Here is a 19,714-nt window from a genome sequence, read left to right as displayed (position 1 = left end):
ATAACTGGAGATCCTCATGGAAAACTTGAACATGGACCTGCTGTACATCGCTGCGGCAATGATGATGGGTCTGGCTGCTATCGGTGCTTCCATCGGTATCGGTATCCTGGGTGGTAAGTTCCTGGAAGGTGCTGCGCGTCAACCTGACCTGATCCCGGTTCTGCGTACCCAGTTCTTCATCGTAATGGGTCTGGTGGATGCGATCCCGATGATCGCCGTTGGTCTGGGTCTGTACGTGATGTTTGCGGTTGCTGGCTAAGTCGTTGCGACTCATCCAGGCATAACCCATTAACTAACTTAAGAGGACATCGGCTGTGAATATCAACGCCACCCTCCTCGGCCAAGCAATTGCTTTTTTCTTCTTCGTTGTGTTTTGCATGAAGTACGTATGGCCGCCGTTGATTGCTGCCATCGAAACCCGTCAGAAAGCTATTGCTGACGGTCTCTCTTCTGCCGAACGTGCCAAGAAAGATCTGGATTTGGCCAAGGCCAACGCCACCGATCAGCTGAAAGAAGCCAAGCTGCAGGCTGCTGAAATCATTGAACAGGCTAACAAACGTAAAGCCCAGATCATTGATGAAGCTGCCGTAGGTGCTCAGACTGAGCGGGAAAAAATCCTGGCTCAGGGCCGTGCCGAGATCGAAGCTGAACGTCATCGTGCCAAAGAAGAACTGCGTAAGCAGGTTGCTGCTCTTGCCATTGCTGGTGCAGAGAAGATCCTGGCGCGTCAAATCGACCAGGCTGCCAACAGCGACATCGTCGACAAACTGGTAGCAGAACTGTAACGGGAACGGGGCTATGTCTGAACTGACTACAATCGCTCGCCCCTACGCCAAGGCTGCTTTCGAGTTTGCCGTTGAGCACAAGGCGGTTGACCAGTGGCTGGGTATGCTCGGTTTCGCTGCGCAAGTAGCGGAAAACGAAACCATGCACAACCTGGTAAACGGCTCTGTGGCTGCCGAAGAACTGGCAACGCTGTTTGTCGGTATCTGCGGTGAGCAACTCGACGAGCATGGCCAGAACCTGATCAGGGTGATGGCCGAGAATGGTCGCTTGGGTGTGCTGCCGGCGGTCGTTGCTGAATTTTTAGCGTTCAAGGCTGAACTGGATAAAGAAGTTCAGGCTGACGTGATTTCGGCGATCGAACTGACCGACCAGCAGAAAGCCAATATTCAGGCTTCTCTGGAACAACGTCTCGCGCGCAAAGTGAAGCTGAATTGCAGCATGGATGCGTCCTTGATGGCCGGGGTGCTCATCAAGGCCGGTGATCTGGTAATCGACGGCACAGTCCGCGGTAAGCTGGATCGCATGGCTGACGCGCTGCAATCTTGATTGGGGTATTAGAGCATGCAACTGAATTCCACTGAAATCGCCGAGCTGATCAAGCAGCGCATTGCGCAGTTTGATGTCAAAAGCGAAGCGCGTAACGAAGGTACTATCGTCTCTGTGAGCGACGGTATCATTCGTATTCACGGCCTGGCCGATGCCATGCAGGGTGAGATGATCGAGCTGCCGGGCAACCGCTTCGCTCTGGCATTGAACCTGGAGCGTGACTCCGTCGGTGCGGTGATCATGGGTTCCTATGACGGTCTGTCAGAAGGAATGAAAGTAAAAGGTACTGGCCGTATTCTGGAAGTGCCGGTAGGTCGTGGTCTGTTGGGCCGGGTGTTGAACACCCTGGGTCAGCCGATCGACGGTAAAGGTCCGATCGACAACGACGGCTTCTCGCCGATCGAAGTGATCGCACCGGGCGTTATCGAGCGTAAGTCTGTTGACCAGCCGGTCCAGACCGGCCTGAAAGCCATCGATGCCATGATCCCGATTGGTCGTGGCCAGCGTGAGCTGATCATCGGTGACCGTCAGGTTGGTAAGACCGCCATCGCGATCGACACCATCATCAACCAGAAAGATTCCGGCATTAAGTGTGTCTACGTTGCGATTGGCCAGAAGGCCTCCACCATCGCCAACGTGGTGCGCAAGCTGGAAGAGCACGGTGCCTTGGCCAACACCATAGTGGTGGTTGCCTCTGCCTCCGAAGCTGCTGCTCTGCAGTACCTGGCTCCGTATGCCGGTTGCTCCATGGGTGAGTACTTCCGTGACCGCGGTGAAGACGCGCTGATCATCTATGATGACCTGTCCAAACAGGCCGTAGCTTATCGCCAAATCTCCCTGCTGCTGCGCCGTCCGCCAGGACGTGAAGCTTACCCGGGCGACGTTTTCTATCTGCACTCCCGTCTGCTGGAGCGTGCTGCTCGCGTTAACGCCGAGTATGTAGAGAAGTTCACCAATGGTGCCGTGAAAGGCCAGACCGGTTCTCTGACCGCCCTGCCAATCATTGAAACCCAGGCTGGTGACGTATCTGCGTTCGTTCCGACCAACGTGATCTCCATCACCGATGGTCAGATCTTCCTGACTTCACAGCTGTTCAACTCCGGTATTCGTCCGGCTGTTGACCCGGGTATCTCCGTATCCCGTGTAGGTGGTGCTGCTCAGACCAAGATCGTCAAGAAGCTGTCCGGTGGTATCCGTACCGCATTGGCCCAGTATCGTGAACTGGCGGCATTCGCCCAGTTCTCTTCCGATCTGGACGAGGCGACTCGCAAGCAGCTGGATCACGGTGTGAAAGTGACCGAGCTGATGAAGCAGAAGCAGTACTCTCCGATGAGCGTTGCCCAGCAGTCGCTGGTGCTGTTCGCCGCCGAGAAAGGCTATCTCTCCGATGTCGAGCTGAACAAGATCGTCGACTTCGAAGCCGCTCTGCTCTCTTACGCCAATACCCAGCATGGTTCGCTGATGGCTGAAATCAATGCCAAGGCCGATTACAACGACGCGATCGTTGGCAAGCTGACTGCGTTGCTGGATGACTTCAAGGCAACCCAGACCTGGTAAGCGTGTGTGGCAGCGCGAGCTGCCACCTGATGGAGAGTAAGAGATGGCCGGCGCAAAAGAGATACGTAACAAGATCGGGAGTGTGAAAAACACTCAGAAGATCACCGGCGCTATGGAAATGGTGGCAGCAAGCAAAATGCGCCGTGCGCAGGAACGCATGTCTGCCAGCCGTCCGTACGCTGAAACCATGCGCAAGGTGATCGGCCATATCGCTCAGGGGAACTTGGAATACAAGCATCCCTACCTCATCGAACGTGAGGTCAAGCGAGTGGGTTACATCGTCGTCTCCACCGACCGTGGCCTGTGTGGTGGTCTGAACATTAACCTGTTCAAGGCTGCCCTCAATGATATGAAGCAATGGAGCGCGAAAGGTGCCAAGGTTGACCTGGCATTGATCGGTAACAAGGCCTCCAACTTCTTTGAACGGCACGGCGCCAAGGTGAAAGCTCATGTCGCAGGACTGGGCGATAACCCGAGCGTCAATGACCTGATTGGTTCAGTCAAGGTCATGCTGAAGGCTTACGACAACGGTGAGATTGACAAGCTGTATCTGGTGTACAACAAGTTCGTCAACACCATGGTGCAGCAACCACGAGTCGATCAACTGCTGCCTTTGCCCATAACTGAAGACAGCAAGCTCGCCAAGAAACACCACTGGGATTACCTCTATGAGCCGGATCCCAAGCAACTGCTGGATACCCTGCTGATTCGCTACGTCGAGTCCCAGGTGTACCAGGGGGTAGTGGAAAACTTGGCAAGTGAACAGGCAGCCCGAATGGTTGCCATGCAAGCCGCGACTGACAACGCCGGCAACCTGATTAACGATCTGCAACTGGTGTACAACAAGGCCCGTCAGGCCAGTATTACCCAGGAACTTACAGAGATCGTATCCGGTGCTGCTGCGGTGTAAGGCAAGGGTTATCAAAGGTTTAGAGGATTTGACATGAGTAACGGTTTCATCGTCCAAATCATCGGCGCTGTGGTGGACATCGAGTTCCCGCAGAATGCCGTGCCCCAGGTGTACGATGCAGTGACAGTCGTCAGCGAAGGTCAAGGTCAGGGTCTGGTGCTGGAAGTTCAGCAGCAGATCGGTGGCGGCGTCGTTCGTTGCATCACTATGGGCTCCTCCGACGGTCTGCGTCGTGGGTTGGAAGTAATGAATAGCGGTAAATCCATCCAGGTGCCGGTCGGTGTATCGACTCTGGGTCGGATCATGAACGTACTGGGCGAGCCAATCGACGAAAAAGGTCCGATCGGTGAAGAAGAGCGTTGGTCTATCCACCGCGCTGCTCCCAGCTACGAAGATCAGTCCAACAGCAACGATCTGCTGGAGACCGGCATCAAGGTTATCGACCTGGTATGCCCGTTCGCCAAGGGTGGTAAAGTGGGTCTGTTCGGTGGTGCCGGTGTAGGCAAAACCGTAAACATGATGGAGCTGATCCGTAACATCGCGATCGAACACAGTGGTTACTCTGTATTCGCCGGTGTAGGTGAGCGTACCCGTGAGGGTAACGACTTCTACCACGAGATGATGGAGTCCAACGTACTGGACAAAGTATCTCTGGTTTACGGTCAGATGAACGAGCCGCCCGGAAACCGTCTGCGCGTGGCGCTGACCGGCCTGACCATGGCCGAGAAGTTCCGTGACGAAGGTCGTGACGTGCTGTTCTTCGTGGACAACATCTACCGTTACACCCTGGCCGGTACTGAAGTATCCGCACTGCTGGGCCGTATGCCTTCCGCAGTAGGTTACCAGCCGACTCTGGCCGAGGAGATGGGTGTTCTGCAAGAACGTATCACCTCCACCAAGACTGGTTCCATCACCTCCGTTCAGGCCGTTTACGTCCCTGCGGATGACTTGACTGACCCGTCTCCGGCGACCACCTTCGCCCACCTGGATGCGACCGTTGTACTGTCCCGTCAGATCGCGGCACTGGGTATCTACCCGGCCGTTGACCCGCTGGACTCTACCTCTCGTCAGCTGGATCCGCTGGTAGTTGGCAAAGAGCACTACGAGACCGCTCGTGGCGTTCAGACCGTACTGCAGCGCTACAAAGAGCTGAAGGACATCATCGCCATCCTGGGTATGGATGAACTGTCAGAAGAAGACAAACTGACCGTAGCCCGTGCCCGTAAGATCGAGCGTTTCCTGTCCCAGCCGTTCTTCGTAGCAGAAGTGTTTACCGGTTCTCCGGGTAAATACGTGCCGCTGAAAGAGACCATCCGTGGTTTCCAGGGCATCCTGAAAGGCGAGTATGACGATCTGCCCGAGCAGGCGTTCTACATGGTTGGCGGTATCGACGAAGTCGTCGAGAAATCCAAGAAACTGTAAGCCTCGACAGGAGGGCCCATGGCAGAGATGATCTCCTTTCACCTGGATGTGGTGAGCGCCGAAGGAAAACTGTTTTCCGGTCGCGTGCAAACTGCTCAGGTATCAGGCTCCGAAGGTGAGTTGGGTCTCCGCCACGGTCATGCTCCGTTGCTGACTGCCATCAAGCCGGGCCTGGTCCGCTTGGTGAAGCAGAACGGAACTGAAGAGGTGCTGTACATCTCCGGCGGTATGCTGGAAGTACAGCCTGAATCCGTGACCGTGCTGGCGGACACCGCGATTCGTGCTGACGACTTGGATGAGGCGAAAGCCCAGGAAGCCAAGCGCGCAGCCGAAGAGCGGATCCACAGCTCCCATGGTGATATCGACTACGCCCAGGCCGCCACCGAGCTGGCCAAGGCGATGGCCCAATTGCGGGTTATCGATATCGTCAAAAAGAATTACCGCTAATAACGGTGATGTAAAAAGCGACCTTCGGGTCGCTTTTTTTTTACCCGTTCGATAGACTCCGCCGAGTATTTCTCATGTTCCAAAGGCCAATTTATGTCCCTCAACGTCGTGATCCTGGCTGCGGGTAAAGGTACCCGTATGCGTTCCGTTCTGCCCAAGGTGCTGCACCCGGTAGCCAACAAACCCATGGTTTCCCATGTGATCGATACCGCCCGTCAGGTCGGTGCCGAGCAGCTGCATCTGGTTTATGGCCACGGTGCCGAGCTGCTGCAAGAGCGGATCGTAGCCGCCGACGTGAACTGGGTGCTGCAGGCGCAGCAGCTGGGTACCGGTCACGCCGTCGCCCAGGCCATCCCGTTCTGGAAGGATGAAGACGACGTGCTGGTGCTGTACGGCGATACCCCGCTGATCCAGCCAGAGACCCTGCAACGACTGCTGGCTGCCAAGGCAAGCGATGGCATGGCGCTGCTGACTGTGGTGCTGGACAACCCCACCGGCTATGGCCGCATCGTCCGTGAAAACGGTCAGGTGGTCGGTATCGTCGAACAGAAAGATGCCAACGCCGAGCAACTGACTATCCGCGAAGTGAACACCGGCGTGCTGGTGGCCAACGGCGGTCAGCTGCGCAGCTGGCTGTCGCGTCTGGACAACAAGAATGCTCAGGGCGAGTTCTATCTGACCGACGTGATCGCCATGGCGCACGGCGATGGCTGCCCGATTGCAGCGGTACATCCGGATCATGCTGCCGAGGTGGAAGGGGCCAACAACCGGGTGCAGCTGGCTGCCCTTGAGCGCAGCTATCAGCAGATGCAGGCCGAGAAGCTGATGATCGCCGGTGTCACCCTGATCGATCCGGCTCGCTTCGATCTGCGCGGTACTCTTGAGATCGGTGAAGAGGTGGTGATCGACGTCAACGTCATCATCGAAGGCAAGGTAACTCTCGGCAACCACGTCCGCATCGGTGCCGGTGCAGTGCTGAAGGATTGCGTCATTGGCGATCACACCGAGGTGAAGCCCTACTCCGTCATCGAAGGTGCCCAGATTGCCGATCAGTGCTCGGTCGGCCCGTTTGCCCGTCTGCGTCCGGGGGCCGTGCTGGAGCAGGATGCCCACGTCGGCAACTTCGTCGAGATGAAGAAATCCCGGCTGGGGGTTGGTTCCAAGTGTGGTCACCTTACCTATCTGGGTGATGCCGAGGTGGGTGCCAAGGTGAATATCGGTGCCGGTACCATCACCTGCAACTACGACGGCGTGAACAAGTTCCAGACCATCATCGAAGATGATGTGTTCGTCGGTTCCGATACCCAGCTGGTGGCACCGGTGCGCATCGGCAAGGGGGCGACTCTGGGGGCGGGTTCCACCATTACCAAGGATGTGGCCGAGAATGAGCTGGTGATCACCCGGGTGCCCCAGCGTCACATCAAAAACTGGGCTCGCCCGGTCAAGAAGAAGTGATGCCCGATCAATAAAATAGAACCGGCGCCTGATGGCGCCGGTTTTTTTTGGCTTATGACTTATGGCTGGTGTCACTGCTCGATGGTTGGGGAGCTGCCCATGTGGTGACGGGGGTGCTGGAGTCCATCACCTGATACCAGTCGAGCTTGCGGGTCAGCAGCATGATCAGAGCCAGGGTGGCGAACAGCAGCAGGGCGCCGAGCAGCAAGGCGATCTCTTCGGCCTGCAGCAGGCTGTAGAGGATGGCATAGACCAGCCCGAGCAGCGCCGCGAAGCCGATCCCCTGTTTCGGGCCGCCCAACACATGGCTCAGATAGAAGCCGTTGAGCAGTACGCTGGCCAGCGCGGCCACCAGATAGGCCCAACCAAAGCCGAGGTGCTCGGTCAGTGCCAGCAGTACCAGATAGAAAATGGCCAGTCCTATGCCCACCAGCGCGTACTGGATCGGGTGGACCCGCAGCCCCTTGAGCAGCTCGAACATGAAGAAGCTGATAAAGGTGAGGCCGATAAACAGCAGGGCATATTTGGCTGCCCGCTCATTGAGCTGATAGTGATCCACCGGCTGCACCAGACTGACGCTGAAGGTGGAGAGATTACTATCGCCCCCGTTCATCATCCGGTTAAAGCGAGTCTCCATGTCGCTGGCGAACCAGCTGGTTTGCCAGTTGGCCTCAAACCCTTGCGAGTTCAGGGTGCGACTGCCCGGCAGAAAGTCGCCGATAAAGTTGGGATGGGGCCAGTTGCCCGCCAGCAGCAGGGTGCTCTCCTTGCCCAGCGGTACTATGTCGAGGGCGTTCATCCCCTGCAGATTGAGCTCCAGATGAAAGGTGCCATCCTGTTGGGGCAGGCTGTCGAGCGGGGCATGGATACCCGCCAGTGCGTCACCAAGGCGGGCGCCGGGGGCAAACGGGATCCGCTGGGTGCCGAGCTGCAACTCGGGGACGCTGTTGATACCGCGGGCATCGGAGAGCACCAGACTGAGGTAGGGTTTACCCGCCACCAGCTCGGCCGCTTCATCAAGCGGTGAGGTCGCGTTATCCAGCAGACTCTGTCGGGTGGGCAGGCGGCCCGAGAGGGTGAGCCGGGTCTGGTAGACCTGCGCCTGATAGATGCCCAGCTTGCGCGGGGTCACCTCCATGTTGGCCTTGATATCCAGTTGCTCCGGCAGCAGGTAACGGTAGATCTGCTCCTGACGGACGAAGCGTTTTCCCTCCTGTTCAACTGTTACCGAGCGGGTATAGGGCTGCACCAGGATGGGCCCCATCAGTCGCTGCGGGCCGCTGCTGCTGGCCATGATGCTGTGAATGGCCTGACTGCGGTAAGCCTGACGCTCCCGGTTCAGCTCCATGATGGATTGCACTGGTACCATCAACAGCAGGCTGAGCAACAGCAGCAGAAAGATCTTGTGGGTGAATATCTGTTTGACCATGACACGTCTCCTTGTTGGATGGAGCGAGTTTGTCTGTGCGACGTGAAGGGGTGATGGGCTTGTGTGAAGTGGTGGTGAAGGGGGATAAAAAAACCGGCATTGCGCCGGTTTCTGGGGGAATTACAGGGTCTTCAATTTTCCGGGCAAGGCGGCCAGCACCTCTTCTTTCGCCTTGAGGGAGGCGAACTGCTTGCCGGGTTTCTGCACCACGGTATGAACGAAGATCAGCTGCTTGCCCGGTTTGCTGGCCCAGCCGACGAACCAGCCGATCTGCTGATCGCGGTTGAGGCTGCCATCCAGCTTCTTCGGGTAGCCCATGCCGGTCTTGCCGTGGATCTGCCAGCCGTCGATCTCGCTCACTTTGAGGATATTGGCGGTGTACTGCAGGGTTTGCGCCGAGACCGGCAGTTTGCCACTGAGCATCTTGCCGAGGAAGCGGGCCTGCTCCTCCGGGCTGATGGCGAGGCTGGAGCTGAGCCAGGCCTGGGTCAGGCCGTCATGCTTGCCCGGATTGCCGGAAAGATCCCGGTTGCCGTAGTCGAAGCGGTCGACGTATTGCTGGAAGCGCTCCATCCCCAGCCATTCGGTGATCTGCTGGGAGAACCAGACCACCGAGTAGGTTTCCCAGCGGCGCGGGGTGGTGGTTTCGCGCCAGGCGGGCAGCCAGCCATCGTAGCTCGGCTTGTAGGGCAGCGCCGGATGCTCTTCATCCACCAGAAAACCGCTGTCGTAACCCATCAGCGCCAACGGGATCTTGAAGGTGGACGCGGGCGGCAGCTGGCTGGAGCAGTCCCCTTCGCGGGAGAGGGTCTGGCCGTTGCCGTCAGCATAGAGAAAGCAGCCGCTGGCGGCGGAGGCTGGCAGGGCTACGAGCAGACCGGTAGCCAGCAGGCTGGAGAGAAGCAGGCGGGACATAGCATTTCCTTGAGCAAATGGATGAGGCTAATCAATAAGATAAGGCGGCAGTTTAACGCCGCTTTGTGTGGGGAATGTGAAGTTGTGGGGAGGTGGCTAGGCGAACGGCAGCCAGAGTTCAGCCAGCGCGCCCCCTTCCGGTCGGTTGGCAAGGGTCAGGCGGCCGCCATGCTGGTGGGCCACTTCATGGGCGAAGCTGAGCCCCAGACCACTGCTCTTGCCTTTGTCCGGGCGCGGCAGCGAGTAGAAGCGCTCGAAGATGCGTGGCAAGGCGTAGTCGGGAATGCCGGGGCCGCTGTCGGTGACCCGAAAACAGTAACCCTCTTCTTGCAGGCTGCCGCTCAGGGTGACCTGCCCGTTGGCGGGAGAGAAGTCGATGGCGTTATCCAGCAGGTTGCCGATGGCCTGCTCCACCAGCAGCGGATCCCACTTCTGTTTCGGCGCACTGGCCAGTTCGGCCGTCAGCATTACCTGACGGCGTTGGGCGATGATCTGGCGAGCATCGAGGGTGCGCTTGCCCAGTTTCGCCGGCTCCACCGACTGGCGATCCAGCCCCTGCCCCGACTCCAGCCGCGCCAGTTGCAACATTCGCTCGATCAGCTGCTGCATGCGGGCGGTTTCCAGATTGATGTTGCCGATAAACCGTTTGGCCACCTCGGGGGGCGGGGTTTCGGCCAGGAGTTCCCCTGCCCCGCGAATGGCGGCCAGCGGGCTCTTCAACTCGTGGGTCAGGCTATGGACGTAGTCCTCGATGTAGCTCTTGCCATCGAGCTGGTGGCGCATAGTCTCCAGCGAGCGGCCGAGCCGATCCAGTTCGACGGTGTGCAGCCGTGGCAGGGTTGCCGCCTCCCCCTTGCTGACAGAGTCGGCGTAGTGCACCAGTTTGCCAATGGCGCGGTTGAGCCACCACACCAGCAGGCTGCCGATCAGCAGCGAGATGAGCAGCATCTGGCCGCCGGCTCGCAGCAGCTGCTGTTCCCCCCGCTCGATGGCGGGCATCAGGGTGCGATTGGGTTTGGCGACGGTGAGGGAGCCGATGATTTCGGCCCCTTCCCGCAGCGGGGCCGCCACATACATGGTCGAGCTGGTGGCATCATCGGGATCGGTGCGGGTGCTGCGGGCGCCATATTGGCCGCGCAGGGTGCGGTAGACATCGTTCCAGCGTGAATAGTCCTTGCCCAGATCTGTACCGTCCGAGTCGTAAATCACCATGCCTTGCCGGTCGGTCACATAGATGCGGTACTCCGCCTGCTGCTTGAGGTGGCCGTCGATCATCGCATTGATGGGATTCTGGTTGAGGCGGGCGAAGGCGCTGGCCAGTCGCCCGTTCATCATATTTCCCTCTTGCAGATCATCGAGCGCCAGCGGTGCCAGCAGCTGGGTCATATCCACCAGAGTATCCTCGGTGGCGCTGCGCACCCCGGGTTTGATCTCCTCGACGAAGATCTCCAGCACGAACCAGGCGGCCAGCGCGAAGATCAGCAGCAGCCCGCACAGCAGTTGCAGCCCGAGTCTCATGCCAGCTCCAGGCTGTAGCCCAACCCGCGGTGGGTGAGGATCAGGTTGGCCTCGGGATCATGCTCGCGCAGCTTGGCGCGGATGGTCTTGATATGGGTATCGACGGTGCGATCCAGGCTCTCCTCCGCATCCTGCCACACCAGATCCATCAGCTGCTGACGGGAGTAGACCCGCCCCGGCGCCTGCATCAGGGTCTTGAGCAGCAGATATTCGTAACGGGTGAGGGCCAGTGGCTGGCCGCGAAAATGGATGCGGGCCCGCTCTTCATCCAGTACCAGCAGGGCGCTGGGCTGGGGGGCGACGGGTTGGCTGCGGCGCAGGATGACCCGCACCCGGGCGCACACTTCCCGTGGCGAGAAGGGTTTGGCCACATAGTCGTCGGCCCCTATCTCCAGCCCGATCAGCCGGTCTATCTCCTCGCTGCGGGCGGTGAGGAACATCAGGGGAATGTCGGTCAGCGCCCTCACCTGCTTGCAGAGTTCGAAGCCGCTGATGTCGGGCAGCCCCACATCGAGGATCAGGAAGTCGGGTCGCGCCTGTTCCAGTCGTGTCAGCAGTTGTTGGCCCAGCATGAACCACTCCACCTCAAACCCGTCGGTTTGCAGGGCGTAAATCAGGGTGTCGGCGATGCTGGCCTCATCCTCCACCAGCCAGATGACTCTCTTTTGCATGGCATCCTCGTCGCAAATTGGCCCCCCATTCTGGCATCGAACCAAATCGGATCCTATTTGCTGTTTTATTTTTCCGAAAAAGGGGCTAATATTTCGATGTTCTTTCGAATCGAAACTTAAAAATGACCAAACGTAATACTCAACAACGCCGCCACACCATAGTGACTCTGGTACAAGAGCAGGGTGAAGTGAGTGTCGACGCCCTCGCCAAACACTTTGCTACCTCTGAAGTGACCATCCGTAAAGATCTGGCGGTACTGGAGACCGGCGGCCTGCTGCTGCGCCGTTACGGTGGCGCCGTACCCTTACCCAGCGAGATGGTGGTCGAGGCCAATCCCGAACAAGTTTCGAACCGAAAGTTAGCCATTGCCCGAGCCGCAGCCGAGCGGATCCGCGATCACAATCGCATCATCATCGATAGCGGTAGTACTACCAGCGCCATGATCCCCATGCTGGGCAACAAGCGCGGCCTCATCGTGATGACCAACTCCCTCAATGTGGCCGGTGCCCTGCGCGAGCTGGAAAATGAGCCTACCCTGTTAATGACCGGTGGCACTTGGGACCCTCACTCCGAATCCTTCCAGGGTCAGGTGGCGGAACAGGTGTTGCGATCTTACGACTTCGACCAGCTTTTTATCGGTGCCGATGGCATCGACCCGGAGCGTGGCACCACTACCTTTAACGAGCTGGTGGGCCTGTCGCGGGTGATGGCCGAGGTGTCGCGGGAGGTGATTGTGATGGTCGAGTCGGAAAAGATCGGCCGCAAGATCCCCAATCTCGAACTGCCCTGGTCCAGCATTCAGACCGTCATCACCGATGATGGTTTGGCCAGCGAAGCCAGAGAACATATTCAGGCTCAGGGCATCCAGCTTATCTGTGCCCCGCTCGCCTGCTGATATAGAGCACGGAACATAACCGAATCAACGTTTTTGCATCTCAAGGAGAAGTGTATGTGTGGCATCGTCGGGGCTGTAGCCCAACGTGATGTGGCTGAAATTCTGGTAGAGGGCCTGCGCCGTCTGGAGTACCGCGGTTATGACTCTGCCGGTGTGGCCGTGTTCAGCGCCAACCAGCCGCTGCAGCGGGTTCGCCGTCTGGGCAAGGTGGCCGAGCTTGCCAAGGCGCTCGACGAGCAGTCCGTCCATGGTGGTACCGGCATCGCCCATACCCGCTGGGCTACCCACGGCGAGCCCTCCGAGCGCAACGCCCACCCCCACGTCTCCGAGCATATCGTGGTGGTGCACAACGGCATCATCGAGAACCACGAAGAGCTGCGGGCCGAGCTGCAAGGGCTGGGTTATGTGTTCAGCTCCGACACCGACACCGAGGTGATTGCCCATCTGGTGCATCACGAGCTGAAATCCGCCCCCAGTCTGCTGGTGGCCATGCAAGTTGCAGTGAAGCAGCTGCGCGGAGCCTACGGCACAGTCGTGATGGACAGCCGTGATGACAGCCGCGTGGTGGTGGCCCGCTCCGGCTCACCGCTGGTGATCGGCCGTGGCATCGGCGAGAACTTCATTGCCTCTGACCAGATGGCGCTGCTGCCGGTGACCCGCCGTTTCATCTTCCTGGAAGAGGGTGATGTGGCCGAAGTGACCCGCCGCGACGTGCATATCTTCGATACCAACGGCAACGCCGTGGTGCGTGAAGAGAAAGAGTCCGAACTCTCTCACGATGCCGGTGACAAGGGCGAATACCGCCACTACATGCTCAAAGAGATCCACGAGCAACCCAAAGCGATCACCAACACCCTGGAAGGGCGTCTGGGCAGCGATCACGTGGTGGTCGAATCGTTCGGCAACGGTGCCCGTGCCATCTTCGATAAGGTCGAGCACATCCAGATCGTCGCCTGTGGCACCTCCTATCACTCCGGCATGGTGGCCCGCTACTGGTTCGAAGAGATCGCTGGCGTCTCCTGCGATGTGGAGATCGCCTCCGAGTTCCGCTATCGCAAATCGGTAGTGCGCCCCAACAGCCTGCTGGTGACCCTCTCCCAGAGTGGCGAGACCGCCGATACCCTGGCGGCACTGCGTCTGGCCAAGGAGTCCGGCTACATGAGCTCGCTGGCCATCTGCAACGTGCCGGGCTCCTCGCTGGTGCGTGAATCGGATCTGGCTTTCATGACCCGCGCCGGTGCCGAAATCGGCGTGGCCTCCACCAAGGCGTTCACCACCCAGCTGGCTGGTCTGCTGATGCTGGTGGCCTCGGTCGGTCACTGCCGTGGTCACCTGAGTGCGGCCGCCGAAGCCGAGCTGGTCAAGGCGCTGCAAGCCCTGCCGCTGCGAATTAAAGAGAGCCTGGCGCTGGCCAAGGATATCGAAACCCTGGCCGAAGAGTTTGCCGACAAGCAGCACAGCCTGTTTCTCGGCCGTGGCAGCCAGTACCCCATCGCCATGGAGGGGGCGCTCAAGCTCAAAGAGATCTCCTACATCCACGCTGAAGCCTACGCCGCTGGCGAGCTGAAGCACGGCCCGCTGGCGCTGATCGATGCCGAGATGCCCATCATTGTGGTGGCACCGAACAACGATCTGCTGGAGAAGCTCAAGTCCAACGTGGAAGAGGTGCGCGCCCGTGGCGGTATCCTCTACGTGTTCGCCGATGCTGATACCGGCTTCAAGAGCGACGAGACTATGCGGGTCATGAACCTCAACCATGTGGAAGAGGTGATCGCCCCCATCGTCTATACCGTGCCGTTGCAGCTGCTCTCCTACCACGTAGCCCTGATCAAGGGCACCGACGTCGACCAGCCGCGCAACCTGGCAAAATCGGTGACCGTTGAGTAAGTCACTATCTGATAAGTAACTTTCTGAAATGAAAAAGAGCCGCAATTGCGGCTCTTTTTGTTTCGGCTGAGGGTTACGACAGCCGCAGGTTGGTGATGGTTACCTCGTCGAGGGAGGGCACTATGATGCCGCTGGTGATCCCTTTGGCGATGGCCTGACTGCGGTTTTTCGAGTCGGTCTTGTTGGTCACCTGGGTCAGGTGAAAGTTGACCGTCCGCTCACTGATACCGAGGATGGTGGCGATCTCCCAGGAGGTCTTGCCCTCACTGGCCCAGAACAGGCACTCCTTCTCCCGATCCGACAGTTCGGTCAGGTATTTCATCATATCCGGTCTGCTTTTGATCAGTTGCAGCGCGGAGTTGAAGATGTAGCTGGCGCAAAACGACAGCAGCGGGACATTTTCAAACATCAGGTCGGAGTTGGATTTGTCCTTGGTGATGAATGACAGGATGCCGTGCTCCCCCTGCGGGGTGTGCAGCGGAAAGGAGACGCCATTGCGCACTCCGAAATCGGCCGCCAGATTCATCACGTCGCGGCTGGCGCTGGGTAGCCAGGGTGAGTCGCAGTCGAGCTTGTTCCAGAAGATCGGCTGGGTCTGTTTCAGCCCCAGATAGACCACTGGATCCTGAGTCAGATACTGATTCTCGCTGTAGGCGTCAAACCAAGCCACCGGGCAGTTATTGAACAGCGCTACATGGGATTTCTGCATGCTGATGGGAAAAATAATCAGCAGACGAAAGTAATCAAAGCCCATTTGATGACTGAAGCCTTCCAGCAGCTGTTGGATATCGCTGGTTTTAGTTGCCTTGGTGAACTTGTCTATATGTTCCCAGATCGCATCGTTGAGCATTACTTTCTCCTTTTTCGATCTCTATCACACTGATCGAAAAGATTTTTCTCGTTATTTATATTTGTGTGGTGGCTATTGGCGCCACTTATTCCGTGCCTGCTTAAAAATTATCCTGTTTTTGTGCATAAAGGCCAAGGAAATCCTCTCGTTGCCAGTCTGCGCTGCATTTGAGATAATGATAATAGTTATCATTAATAAGATGCGTTTCAATGAACAATTTATGGGGTATGGCCCTGCTGCCACTGTTAGTCCACTTTGCTGCCATCGGGGATGAGCTGGTTGCTCCCGCCCTCAACAACAGCATAGCTGCCGGGAAAGCCTCCCAGCAGCGGGTGGAAAAAGCCGCCGATGCCGCCGTTGCCGCACGACTGGAGCTGCAAAATGCCCAGCTGCAACTGCGCGATCTCGAAGCCTACAACCGCTACATGCAATCTCTGGTGGCCGATCAGCAAAATGAGCTGGGCAAGCTGAGTCAGCAGCTGGATGCGGTGCAAGAGACCCGTCAGGGCTTGATCCCGCTGATGCTGCAGATGCAGGCAGATCTGGAACAGCTGGTGCAAAACGACATCCCGCTGCGTAAGGAAGATCGTCTGGCGCGGGTTGAACAGTTGAAAGCGACGCTGGCCCGCGCGGACGTGAGCGAGGCGGAAAAATTCCGTCAGCTGCTGCAGGCATATCAGATCGAAGCCGAATACGGCAGCCGGATGGACAACTATTCCGCCGAGCTGGAGCTGGACGGTGCCCCGCGTCGGGTCGATGTACTGGCGCTGGGTCGGGTCTCCCTGCTGGCGATGACAGCCGATCGCAGTCAGGCATGGCGCTGGTCCGCCGAGGCAAAGCAGTGGCAAGCCCTCGACAGCGGGTGGCTCTCCCCCATCGCCGAGGCGCTGGATGTGGCCGCCGACAAGAAAGTTCCCCAGTTGCTCAATGTCCCCCTCTCTGTCAGCCGCAGTCAGGAGGCCCAATCATGAGAGTCACCATGAAGTGGTTTCCCCTCCTTATTGCCCTCTCCTGCGGTACCAACGCCGCTATCGCCAATGATGAGTGGCAGCAGCAGGAACAGGCTCGCGAACAGCAGGCTCAGCAAGATTTGGCGACCGTTGCCAAGGAGCTCGGTAGTGCCCGCACCAGACTGGCTGAGGCCCAGCGCCTGAGCAAGGAGCTGGCTGGCAAGTTCGCCAGCAATGAAAAGCAGCTGGTGGAGCTCAACGCCCAGTGGGAGCAAGCCTCCGGCGACATGAACGAGATCTTCGCGGTCACCCGTCAGGGCGCCAGCGATGCGGTCAAGCTGCTGAGCGAATCCGCAGTCGAGGGCCAGTACCCGGAGCGCCTCGCTCCGCTGAAAACCATGGCACAGGATAAACAGGTGCCGGATCGCGCCGCCCTCGCTCTGTTGCCCGCTACCCTGTTGCAAGAGATCCGCGAATCGGGCCGGATTACCCAGTTCAGCGGCAAGGTGCTCGATGCCCAGGGGGCTGCCAGCGAGCAGTCGCTGACCCGGGTAGGCAGCTTTGCCATGCTGGGGAGAGACGGCTTCCTGCAGCCGACCGCCGAAGGTTTGAGCCCGGTACTGGGTCTATCCGGCAGCGTGCTCTCTGCTGTCGCCGCTTATCAGGGTCAGGAAGGGGAAGCGCTGCCGCTGGATCCTTCTCATGGCACTTTGCTGGCGATGCTGGCACAGGCACCCACCTTCTGGCAGCAGGTACAGCAAGGTGGTCAGGTTGGCGCCATTATCGTGCTGCTGGCTGCTATCGGTCTGGGAATTGCGGCGGTACGGCTGTGGAGCCTCTCCCGCGAACTCACGCTGGTGCGTCGCCAGCTCAAGAGCGGCGAATATCATGCCGACAACGCCCTCGGTCGGGTGCTGACGGTGGCGGACAAACACCCCGAGCTGAGCATGGAGACCCTAGAGCTGCGTCTTGATGAGGCGATCCTGCAGGAGACCCCTCGGATGGAGCGCGGCATTGGCATGGTCAAGGTGATCGCAGCCATCGCCCCCATGCTTGGTCTGCTCGGTACCGTGACCGGGATGATCGGCACCTTCCAGGCCATCACCCAGTTTGGTACCGGCGATCCCAAGATCATGGCGGGCGGCATCTCCATGGCGCTGGTCACCACGGTACAGGGTCTGGTAGCGGCCATTCCGCTGATCCTGGCCCACAGCCTGCTGCAGTCCCGCTTCACCGAGCTCTCCAATGTGCTGGAGCAGCAGGTGGCCGGCATTCTGGCCGAGCGTGCCGAGCGCAATAACGGCGGGATGGAGCGAGCAGCATGATGCTCGACATCTGGCAACAGCTGCAGAGCTTCATGGGCCGTGGCGGCCCGGTGCTCTGGGTCATTCTGGCCCTGCTGGTGCTGATGTGGATTTTGATGATCGAGCGGCTGCTCTACCTCAATCTGGGGTTTGCCCCGCTGCAGCAACAGCTGCTCGGCCGCTGGCAGGCTCGCCGCGAGCGCCATAGCTGGCACGCTCGCGCGATCCGCAGTCGCTGGCTGGCGCAGGCGGAGCTGGAACTGAACCGTCATCTGATCTTCATCCGCACCCTGGTGGTGCTCTGCCCCATGCTGGGGTTGCTGGGCACAGTGACCGGCATGATCGGCGTATTCGATGCGTTGGCTGCGGCCAACCGCTTTAACCCGGAGAGCATGGCGGGCGGGATCTCCCGCGCCACCATCCCCACCATGGCAGGCATGGTGGTGGCGCTCTCCGGCGTGTTGTTACTCAGCCGGCTCGAGAGTCAGGCCAAGCGTGCGCTGGCCAAGACCCGGGACGGCCTGCGAGAAGAGAAGGTAATGCAATGAGACGGCAATCCAAGCGCCAGCGTGACGAAGTGCAGATCGACATGACCCCCATGCTGGATATCGTGTTCATCATGCTGATCTTCTTTATTGTCACCACCTCCTTCGTGCGCGAAGCCGGGCTCGAGGTACACAGACCTCAGGCCAGTCAGGCCAAGGCGCAGAAATCTTCCAGCATCATGCTGGCGATCGGGGCTCAGGGTCAGATCTTCCTCGACCGCAAGCAGATCGATGTGGAGCGGGTACAGGCCACCATCGCCCGTCTGCTGGCGGAGCAGCCCGATGCCAGTCTGGTGATCCAGGCCGACGAGCGGGTGCCCCACGGCAAGGTAGTGCGGGTGATGGATGAGGCCAAGGCGGCGGGTATCGCCAATATCGCCGTGGCGGTGGCGCCGAAATGAAATACAAGCTGATGAGCCTGGGGCTGGGGATCGCCCTCAGTCTGGGCATCCTGCTGTTTATGGCTACGCTGGTTGAACCGCCCCGAGGCGAGAAGGTGGCGAGTGAGCAAAAATCCATAGTCATCAATATGCAGAACGAGGTGACCGAGGTGCAGGTGCGCGAGCGCCCGGTGCCGCAGGAACCCGAACCCTTGCCCGAGCCCCCTGCCGCGCTGGCGGCAACGCCTCTGCCAATGCCAGCTACTGCGCCGCTTTCGCCGGCGCAACCAAGTCTGGATCTGGTTTCCAGCCTCAGTGCAGTGCAGGTTTATGCCCCCGGTGTGGCGACCAGCACCACTCCAGTACTGAGTGGCAACTACCACGGCCAGCAGCAGGGAACTGGCATTGGCGTTGGTGACATGCTGATGCCGTTGCAACGGATCGAGCCGGTCTACCCCTATCGTGCTCAGCAGGCGGGGATCGAAGGCGCCGTGACCCTGCGCTTTAGCGTAGATGCGGAAGGACGAGTACAGGATGTAGAGGTCGTTGAGGCCAAGCCCAAGCGTCAGTTCGAGCGGGCGGCCATTCAGGCGATCAACAAGTGGCGCTATCAGCCAAGGCCGGGCGCCAGCGACAAGCTGGTGCAGGTCATCACGCTCAAATTCAAACTGGAGTCATAACAATGTTGCGGATCTGGATCTGTCTGCTGGCCCTGGTCAGCCAAGCCTGTTTGGCGATGGAGGTCAGCCCTCACTTCTCTCGCCAGCTTGAACCCGTGATGAAGCACTATCAGTCCGGCCAGTGGCAACAGGCCCAGAGCAAGGCGTCCGGCCTCAAACCAAATAGCGATGCCGAGCGTGCCTGGCTGGCCCAGCTGCAAGCCTCGCTGGCGGCCAATCTGCAACAGACCGCTCAGGCGAGCCGTTACGTCGAACAAGCCCTTGCCTATAAAGAGTGGCCCGAGCAGCAACAGCTTCAGCTGCTGCGACTGCGCGGCGATATTCAGGCCCAGCAATCCAACTGGTCCGGTGCCATCGCCAGTTACAAGGCGGCGCTGGCGCTCAAGCAAGACGATGGGCTGCGCCTGCGTCTGGCCGGCCTCTATTACCACAACAAGCAGTACGGTGACGCCGCCAGCCAGAGCGAACAGTTGCTGAAGAAGGGTTGGCAGAAGCAGGCCGCTATTATTCGTCTCTCTGCCCTTACCGCTCAGCAACGTTATGGTGTTGCGGCCGATCAGGCAGCC

Annotated in this window: 21 protein-coding genes (1 of these 21 only partly in view); 16 read left to right on the top strand and 5 right to left on the bottom strand. The window is 59.1% G+C overall.

Annotated elements, in window-relative coordinates:
* Positions 1-16: 16 nt before the first annotated feature.
* The 8 genes from atpE (at position 17) to glmU (ending at position 7,123) form a co-directional block, all read left to right on the top strand.
* Positions 17-259, top strand: coding sequence for a F0F1 ATP synthase subunit C (gene atpE, locus CK911_RS17195; RefSeq protein WP_005307205.1), 243 nt, complete (start codon positions 17-19; stop codon positions 257-259).
* Positions 260-314: 55 nt separating this feature from the next.
* Complete coding sequence (atpF, locus tag CK911_RS17190; RefSeq protein WP_042022949.1) at positions 315-785, top strand: F0F1 ATP synthase subunit B; 471 nt, start codon at positions 315-317, stop codon at positions 783-785.
* Positions 786-798: 13 nt separating this feature from the next.
* Positions 799-1,332: a F0F1 ATP synthase subunit delta gene (gene atpH, locus CK911_RS17185; RefSeq protein ID WP_042022948.1), complete on the top strand. Its 534-nt coding sequence runs from the start codon at positions 799-801 to the stop codon at positions 1,330-1,332.
* A gap of 15 nt (positions 1,333-1,347) precedes the next feature.
* Positions 1,348-2,889 carry a F0F1 ATP synthase subunit alpha gene (atpA, locus tag CK911_RS17180; RefSeq protein ID WP_042022947.1) on the top strand — a complete coding sequence of 514 codons (1,542 nt, stop codon included), beginning with the start codon at positions 1,348-1,350 and terminating at the stop codon, positions 2,887-2,889.
* Between the two features lie 43 nt (positions 2,890-2,932).
* Entirely contained in the window at positions 2,933-3,799 is an 867-nt protein-coding gene (gene atpG / locus CK911_RS17175; RefSeq protein WP_042022946.1) for a F0F1 ATP synthase subunit gamma, read from the top strand.
* A gap of 33 nt (positions 3,800-3,832) precedes the next feature.
* Positions 3,833-5,221 carry a F0F1 ATP synthase subunit beta gene (atpD, locus tag CK911_RS17170; RefSeq protein ID WP_042022945.1) on the top strand — a complete coding sequence of 463 codons (1,389 nt, stop codon included), beginning with the start codon at positions 3,833-3,835 and terminating at the stop codon, positions 5,219-5,221.
* An 18-nt stretch (positions 5,222-5,239) separates the two neighbouring features.
* Positions 5,240-5,668 carry a F0F1 ATP synthase subunit epsilon gene (locus tag CK911_RS17165; RefSeq protein WP_005342354.1) on the top strand — a complete coding sequence of 143 codons (429 nt, stop codon included), beginning with the start codon at positions 5,240-5,242 and terminating at the stop codon, positions 5,666-5,668.
* Positions 5,669-5,761: 93 nt separating this feature from the next.
* A complete protein-coding gene (glmU, locus tag CK911_RS17160) occupies positions 5,762-7,123 on the top strand; it encodes a bifunctional UDP-N-acetylglucosamine diphosphorylase/glucosamine-1-phosphate N-acetyltransferase GlmU (protein WP_098971472.1) in 1,362 nt (453 codons plus the stop codon).
* A gap of 52 nt (positions 7,124-7,175) precedes the next feature.
* Here glmU and creD read toward each other — a convergent pair whose 3' ends face one another.
* From creD to blrA, 4 genes are all read right to left on the bottom strand, one after another.
* Positions 7,176-8,552 (bottom strand): cell envelope integrity protein CreD, encoded by a 1,377-nt coding sequence (gene creD / locus CK911_RS17155; RefSeq protein ID WP_098971470.1) that lies wholly within the window; start codon positions 8,550-8,552, stop codon positions 7,176-7,178.
* A gap of 120 nt (positions 8,553-8,672) precedes the next feature.
* A complete protein-coding gene (gene blaOXA / locus CK911_RS17150) occupies positions 8,673-9,467 on the bottom strand; it encodes an OXA-12 family class D beta-lactamase (protein WP_098971468.1) in 795 nt (264 codons plus the stop codon).
* 96 nt (positions 9,468-9,563) lie between these two features.
* Positions 9,564-10,985 carry a beta-lactam sensor histidine kinase BlrB gene (gene blrB, locus CK911_RS17145; protein ID WP_098971466.1) on the bottom strand — a complete coding sequence of 474 codons (1,422 nt, stop codon included), beginning with the start codon at positions 10,983-10,985 and terminating at the stop codon, positions 9,564-9,566.
* Positions 10,982-11,656 carry a beta-lactam response regulator transcription factor BlrA gene (blrA, locus tag CK911_RS17140; protein ID WP_098971464.1) on the bottom strand — a complete coding sequence of 225 codons (675 nt, stop codon included), beginning with the start codon at positions 11,654-11,656 and terminating at the stop codon, positions 10,982-10,984. Before blrA ends, blrB begins: the two co-directional genes overlap by 4 nt.
* Before the next feature lie 122 nt (positions 11,657-11,778).
* Here blrA and CK911_RS17135 point away from each other — a divergent pair, with 122 nt between their 5' ends.
* Together CK911_RS17135 and glmS are read left to right on the top strand one after the other, a co-directional pair.
* The gene (locus tag CK911_RS17135; RefSeq protein WP_098971462.1) at positions 11,779-12,552 is read left to right on the top strand and encodes a DeoR/GlpR family DNA-binding transcription regulator; all 774 of its coding nucleotides are present in this window, start codon (positions 11,779-11,781) and stop codon (positions 12,550-12,552) included.
* 54 nt (positions 12,553-12,606) lie between these two features.
* Positions 12,607-14,439 (top strand): glutamine--fructose-6-phosphate transaminase (isomerizing), encoded by a 1,833-nt coding sequence (gene glmS, locus CK911_RS17130; RefSeq protein ID WP_098971459.1) that lies wholly within the window; start codon positions 12,607-12,609, stop codon positions 14,437-14,439.
* Between the two features lie 73 nt (positions 14,440-14,512).
* On the opposite strand, the gene CK911_RS17125 is transcribed toward glmS, so the two are convergent.
* Positions 14,513-15,289, bottom strand: a complete 777-nt coding sequence (locus CK911_RS17125; RefSeq protein ID WP_042021995.1) for a LuxR family transcriptional regulator — start codon at positions 15,287-15,289, stop codon at positions 14,513-14,515.
* A gap of 209 nt (positions 15,290-15,498) precedes the next feature.
* Here CK911_RS17125 and CK911_RS17120 point away from each other — a divergent pair, with 209 nt between their 5' ends.
* The 6 genes in view from CK911_RS17120 to CK911_RS17095 are tightly spaced (at most 2 nt apart) and all read left to right on the top strand, a layout consistent with a single transcriptional unit that may run on beyond the window.
* A complete protein-coding gene (locus tag CK911_RS17120; protein WP_172954041.1) occupies positions 15,499-16,260 on the top strand; it encodes a DUF3450 domain-containing protein in 762 nt (253 codons plus the stop codon).
* Positions 16,257-17,564 carry a MotA/TolQ/ExbB proton channel family protein gene (locus CK911_RS17115; protein ID WP_098971457.1) on the top strand — a complete coding sequence of 436 codons (1,308 nt, stop codon included), beginning with the start codon at positions 16,257-16,259 and terminating at the stop codon, positions 17,562-17,564. Before CK911_RS17120 ends, CK911_RS17115 begins: the two co-directional genes overlap by 4 nt.
* Entirely contained in the window at positions 17,561-18,091 is a 531-nt protein-coding gene (locus tag CK911_RS17110) for a MotA/TolQ/ExbB proton channel family protein (RefSeq protein WP_098971455.1), read from the top strand. The genes CK911_RS17115 and CK911_RS17110 overlap by 4 nt, the downstream gene beginning before the upstream one ends.
* A complete protein-coding gene (locus tag CK911_RS17105; protein WP_005339369.1) occupies positions 18,088-18,489 on the top strand; it encodes a biopolymer transporter ExbD in 402 nt (133 codons plus the stop codon). Before CK911_RS17110 ends, CK911_RS17105 begins: the two co-directional genes overlap by 4 nt.
* Positions 18,486-19,148: an energy transducer TonB gene (locus CK911_RS17100; protein WP_098971453.1), complete on the top strand. Its 663-nt coding sequence runs from the start codon at positions 18,486-18,488 to the stop codon at positions 19,146-19,148. The genes CK911_RS17105 and CK911_RS17100 overlap by 4 nt, the downstream gene beginning before the upstream one ends.
* Before the next feature lie 2 nt (positions 19,149-19,150).
* Positions 19,151-19,714, top strand: the beginning of a protein-coding gene (locus CK911_RS17095) for a hypothetical protein (RefSeq protein WP_098971451.1). It continues 615 nt past the right edge of the window; 564 of the gene's 1,179 nt are visible here — the first part of the coding sequence; the start codon lies at positions 19,151-19,153; its stop codon lies off the right edge, out of view.

It is taken from the genome of Aeromonas sp. CU5 (assembly GCF_002586745.1).
GTDB classification, from domain to species: domain Bacteria; phylum Pseudomonadota; class Gammaproteobacteria; order Enterobacterales; family Aeromonadaceae; genus Aeromonas; species Aeromonas sobria.
This window is presented reverse-complemented; position numbering and strand designations above follow the sequence as displayed.

What these genes read in the sequence shown, in the direction of transcription:
- CK911_RS17115 (WP_098971457.1), top strand. Translation starts at nt 16,257, where the DNA reads ATGAGAGTCACCATGAAGTGGTTTCCCCTCCTTATTGCCCTCTCCTGC.
- CK911_RS17125 (WP_042021995.1), bottom strand. Translation starts at nt 15,289, where the DNA reads ATGCTCAACGATGCGATCTGGGAACATATAGACAAGTTCACCAAGGCA.
- blaOXA (WP_098971468.1), bottom strand. Translation starts at nt 9,467, where the DNA reads ATGTCCCGCCTGCTTCTCTCCAGCCTGCTGGCTACCGGTCTGCTCGTA.
- atpG (WP_042022946.1), top strand. Translation starts at nt 2,933, where the DNA reads ATGGCCGGCGCAAAAGAGATACGTAACAAGATCGGGAGTGTGAAAAAC.
- glmS (WP_098971459.1), top strand. Translation starts at nt 12,607, where the DNA reads ATGTGTGGCATCGTCGGGGCTGTAGCCCAACGTGATGTGGCTGAAATT.
- glmU (WP_098971472.1), top strand. Translation starts at nt 5,762, where the DNA reads ATGTCCCTCAACGTCGTGATCCTGGCTGCGGGTAAAGGTACCCGTATG.
- CK911_RS17135 (WP_098971462.1), top strand. Translation starts at nt 11,779, where the DNA reads ATGACCAAACGTAATACTCAACAACGCCGCCACACCATAGTGACTCTG.
- CK911_RS17100 (WP_098971453.1), top strand. Translation starts at nt 18,486, where the DNA reads ATGAAATACAAGCTGATGAGCCTGGGGCTGGGGATCGCCCTCAGTCTG.
- CK911_RS17165 (WP_005342354.1), top strand. Translation starts at nt 5,240, where the DNA reads ATGGCAGAGATGATCTCCTTTCACCTGGATGTGGTGAGCGCCGAAGGA.
- CK911_RS17120 (WP_172954041.1), top strand. Translation starts at nt 15,499, where the DNA reads ATGAACAATTTATGGGGTATGGCCCTGCTGCCACTGTTAGTCCACTTT.
- blrA (WP_098971464.1), bottom strand. Translation starts at nt 11,656, where the DNA reads ATGCAAAAGAGAGTCATCTGGCTGGTGGAGGATGAGGCCAGCATCGCC.
- CK911_RS17105 (WP_005339369.1), top strand. Translation starts at nt 18,088, where the DNA reads ATGAGACGGCAATCCAAGCGCCAGCGTGACGAAGTGCAGATCGACATG.
- atpH (WP_042022948.1), top strand. Translation starts at nt 799, where the DNA reads ATGTCTGAACTGACTACAATCGCTCGCCCCTACGCCAAGGCTGCTTTC.
- atpA (WP_042022947.1), top strand. Translation starts at nt 1,348, where the DNA reads ATGCAACTGAATTCCACTGAAATCGCCGAGCTGATCAAGCAGCGCATT.
- blrB (WP_098971466.1), bottom strand. Translation starts at nt 10,985, where the DNA reads ATGAGACTCGGGCTGCAACTGCTGTGCGGGCTGCTGCTGATCTTCGCG.
- atpE (WP_005307205.1), top strand. Translation starts at nt 17, where the DNA reads ATGGAAAACTTGAACATGGACCTGCTGTACATCGCTGCGGCAATGATG.
- CK911_RS17110 (WP_098971455.1), top strand. Translation starts at nt 17,561, where the DNA reads ATGATGCTCGACATCTGGCAACAGCTGCAGAGCTTCATGGGCCGTGGC.
- atpD (WP_042022945.1), top strand. Translation starts at nt 3,833, where the DNA reads ATGAGTAACGGTTTCATCGTCCAAATCATCGGCGCTGTGGTGGACATC.
- creD (WP_098971470.1), bottom strand. Translation starts at nt 8,552, where the DNA reads ATGGTCAAACAGATATTCACCCACAAGATCTTTCTGCTGCTGTTGCTC.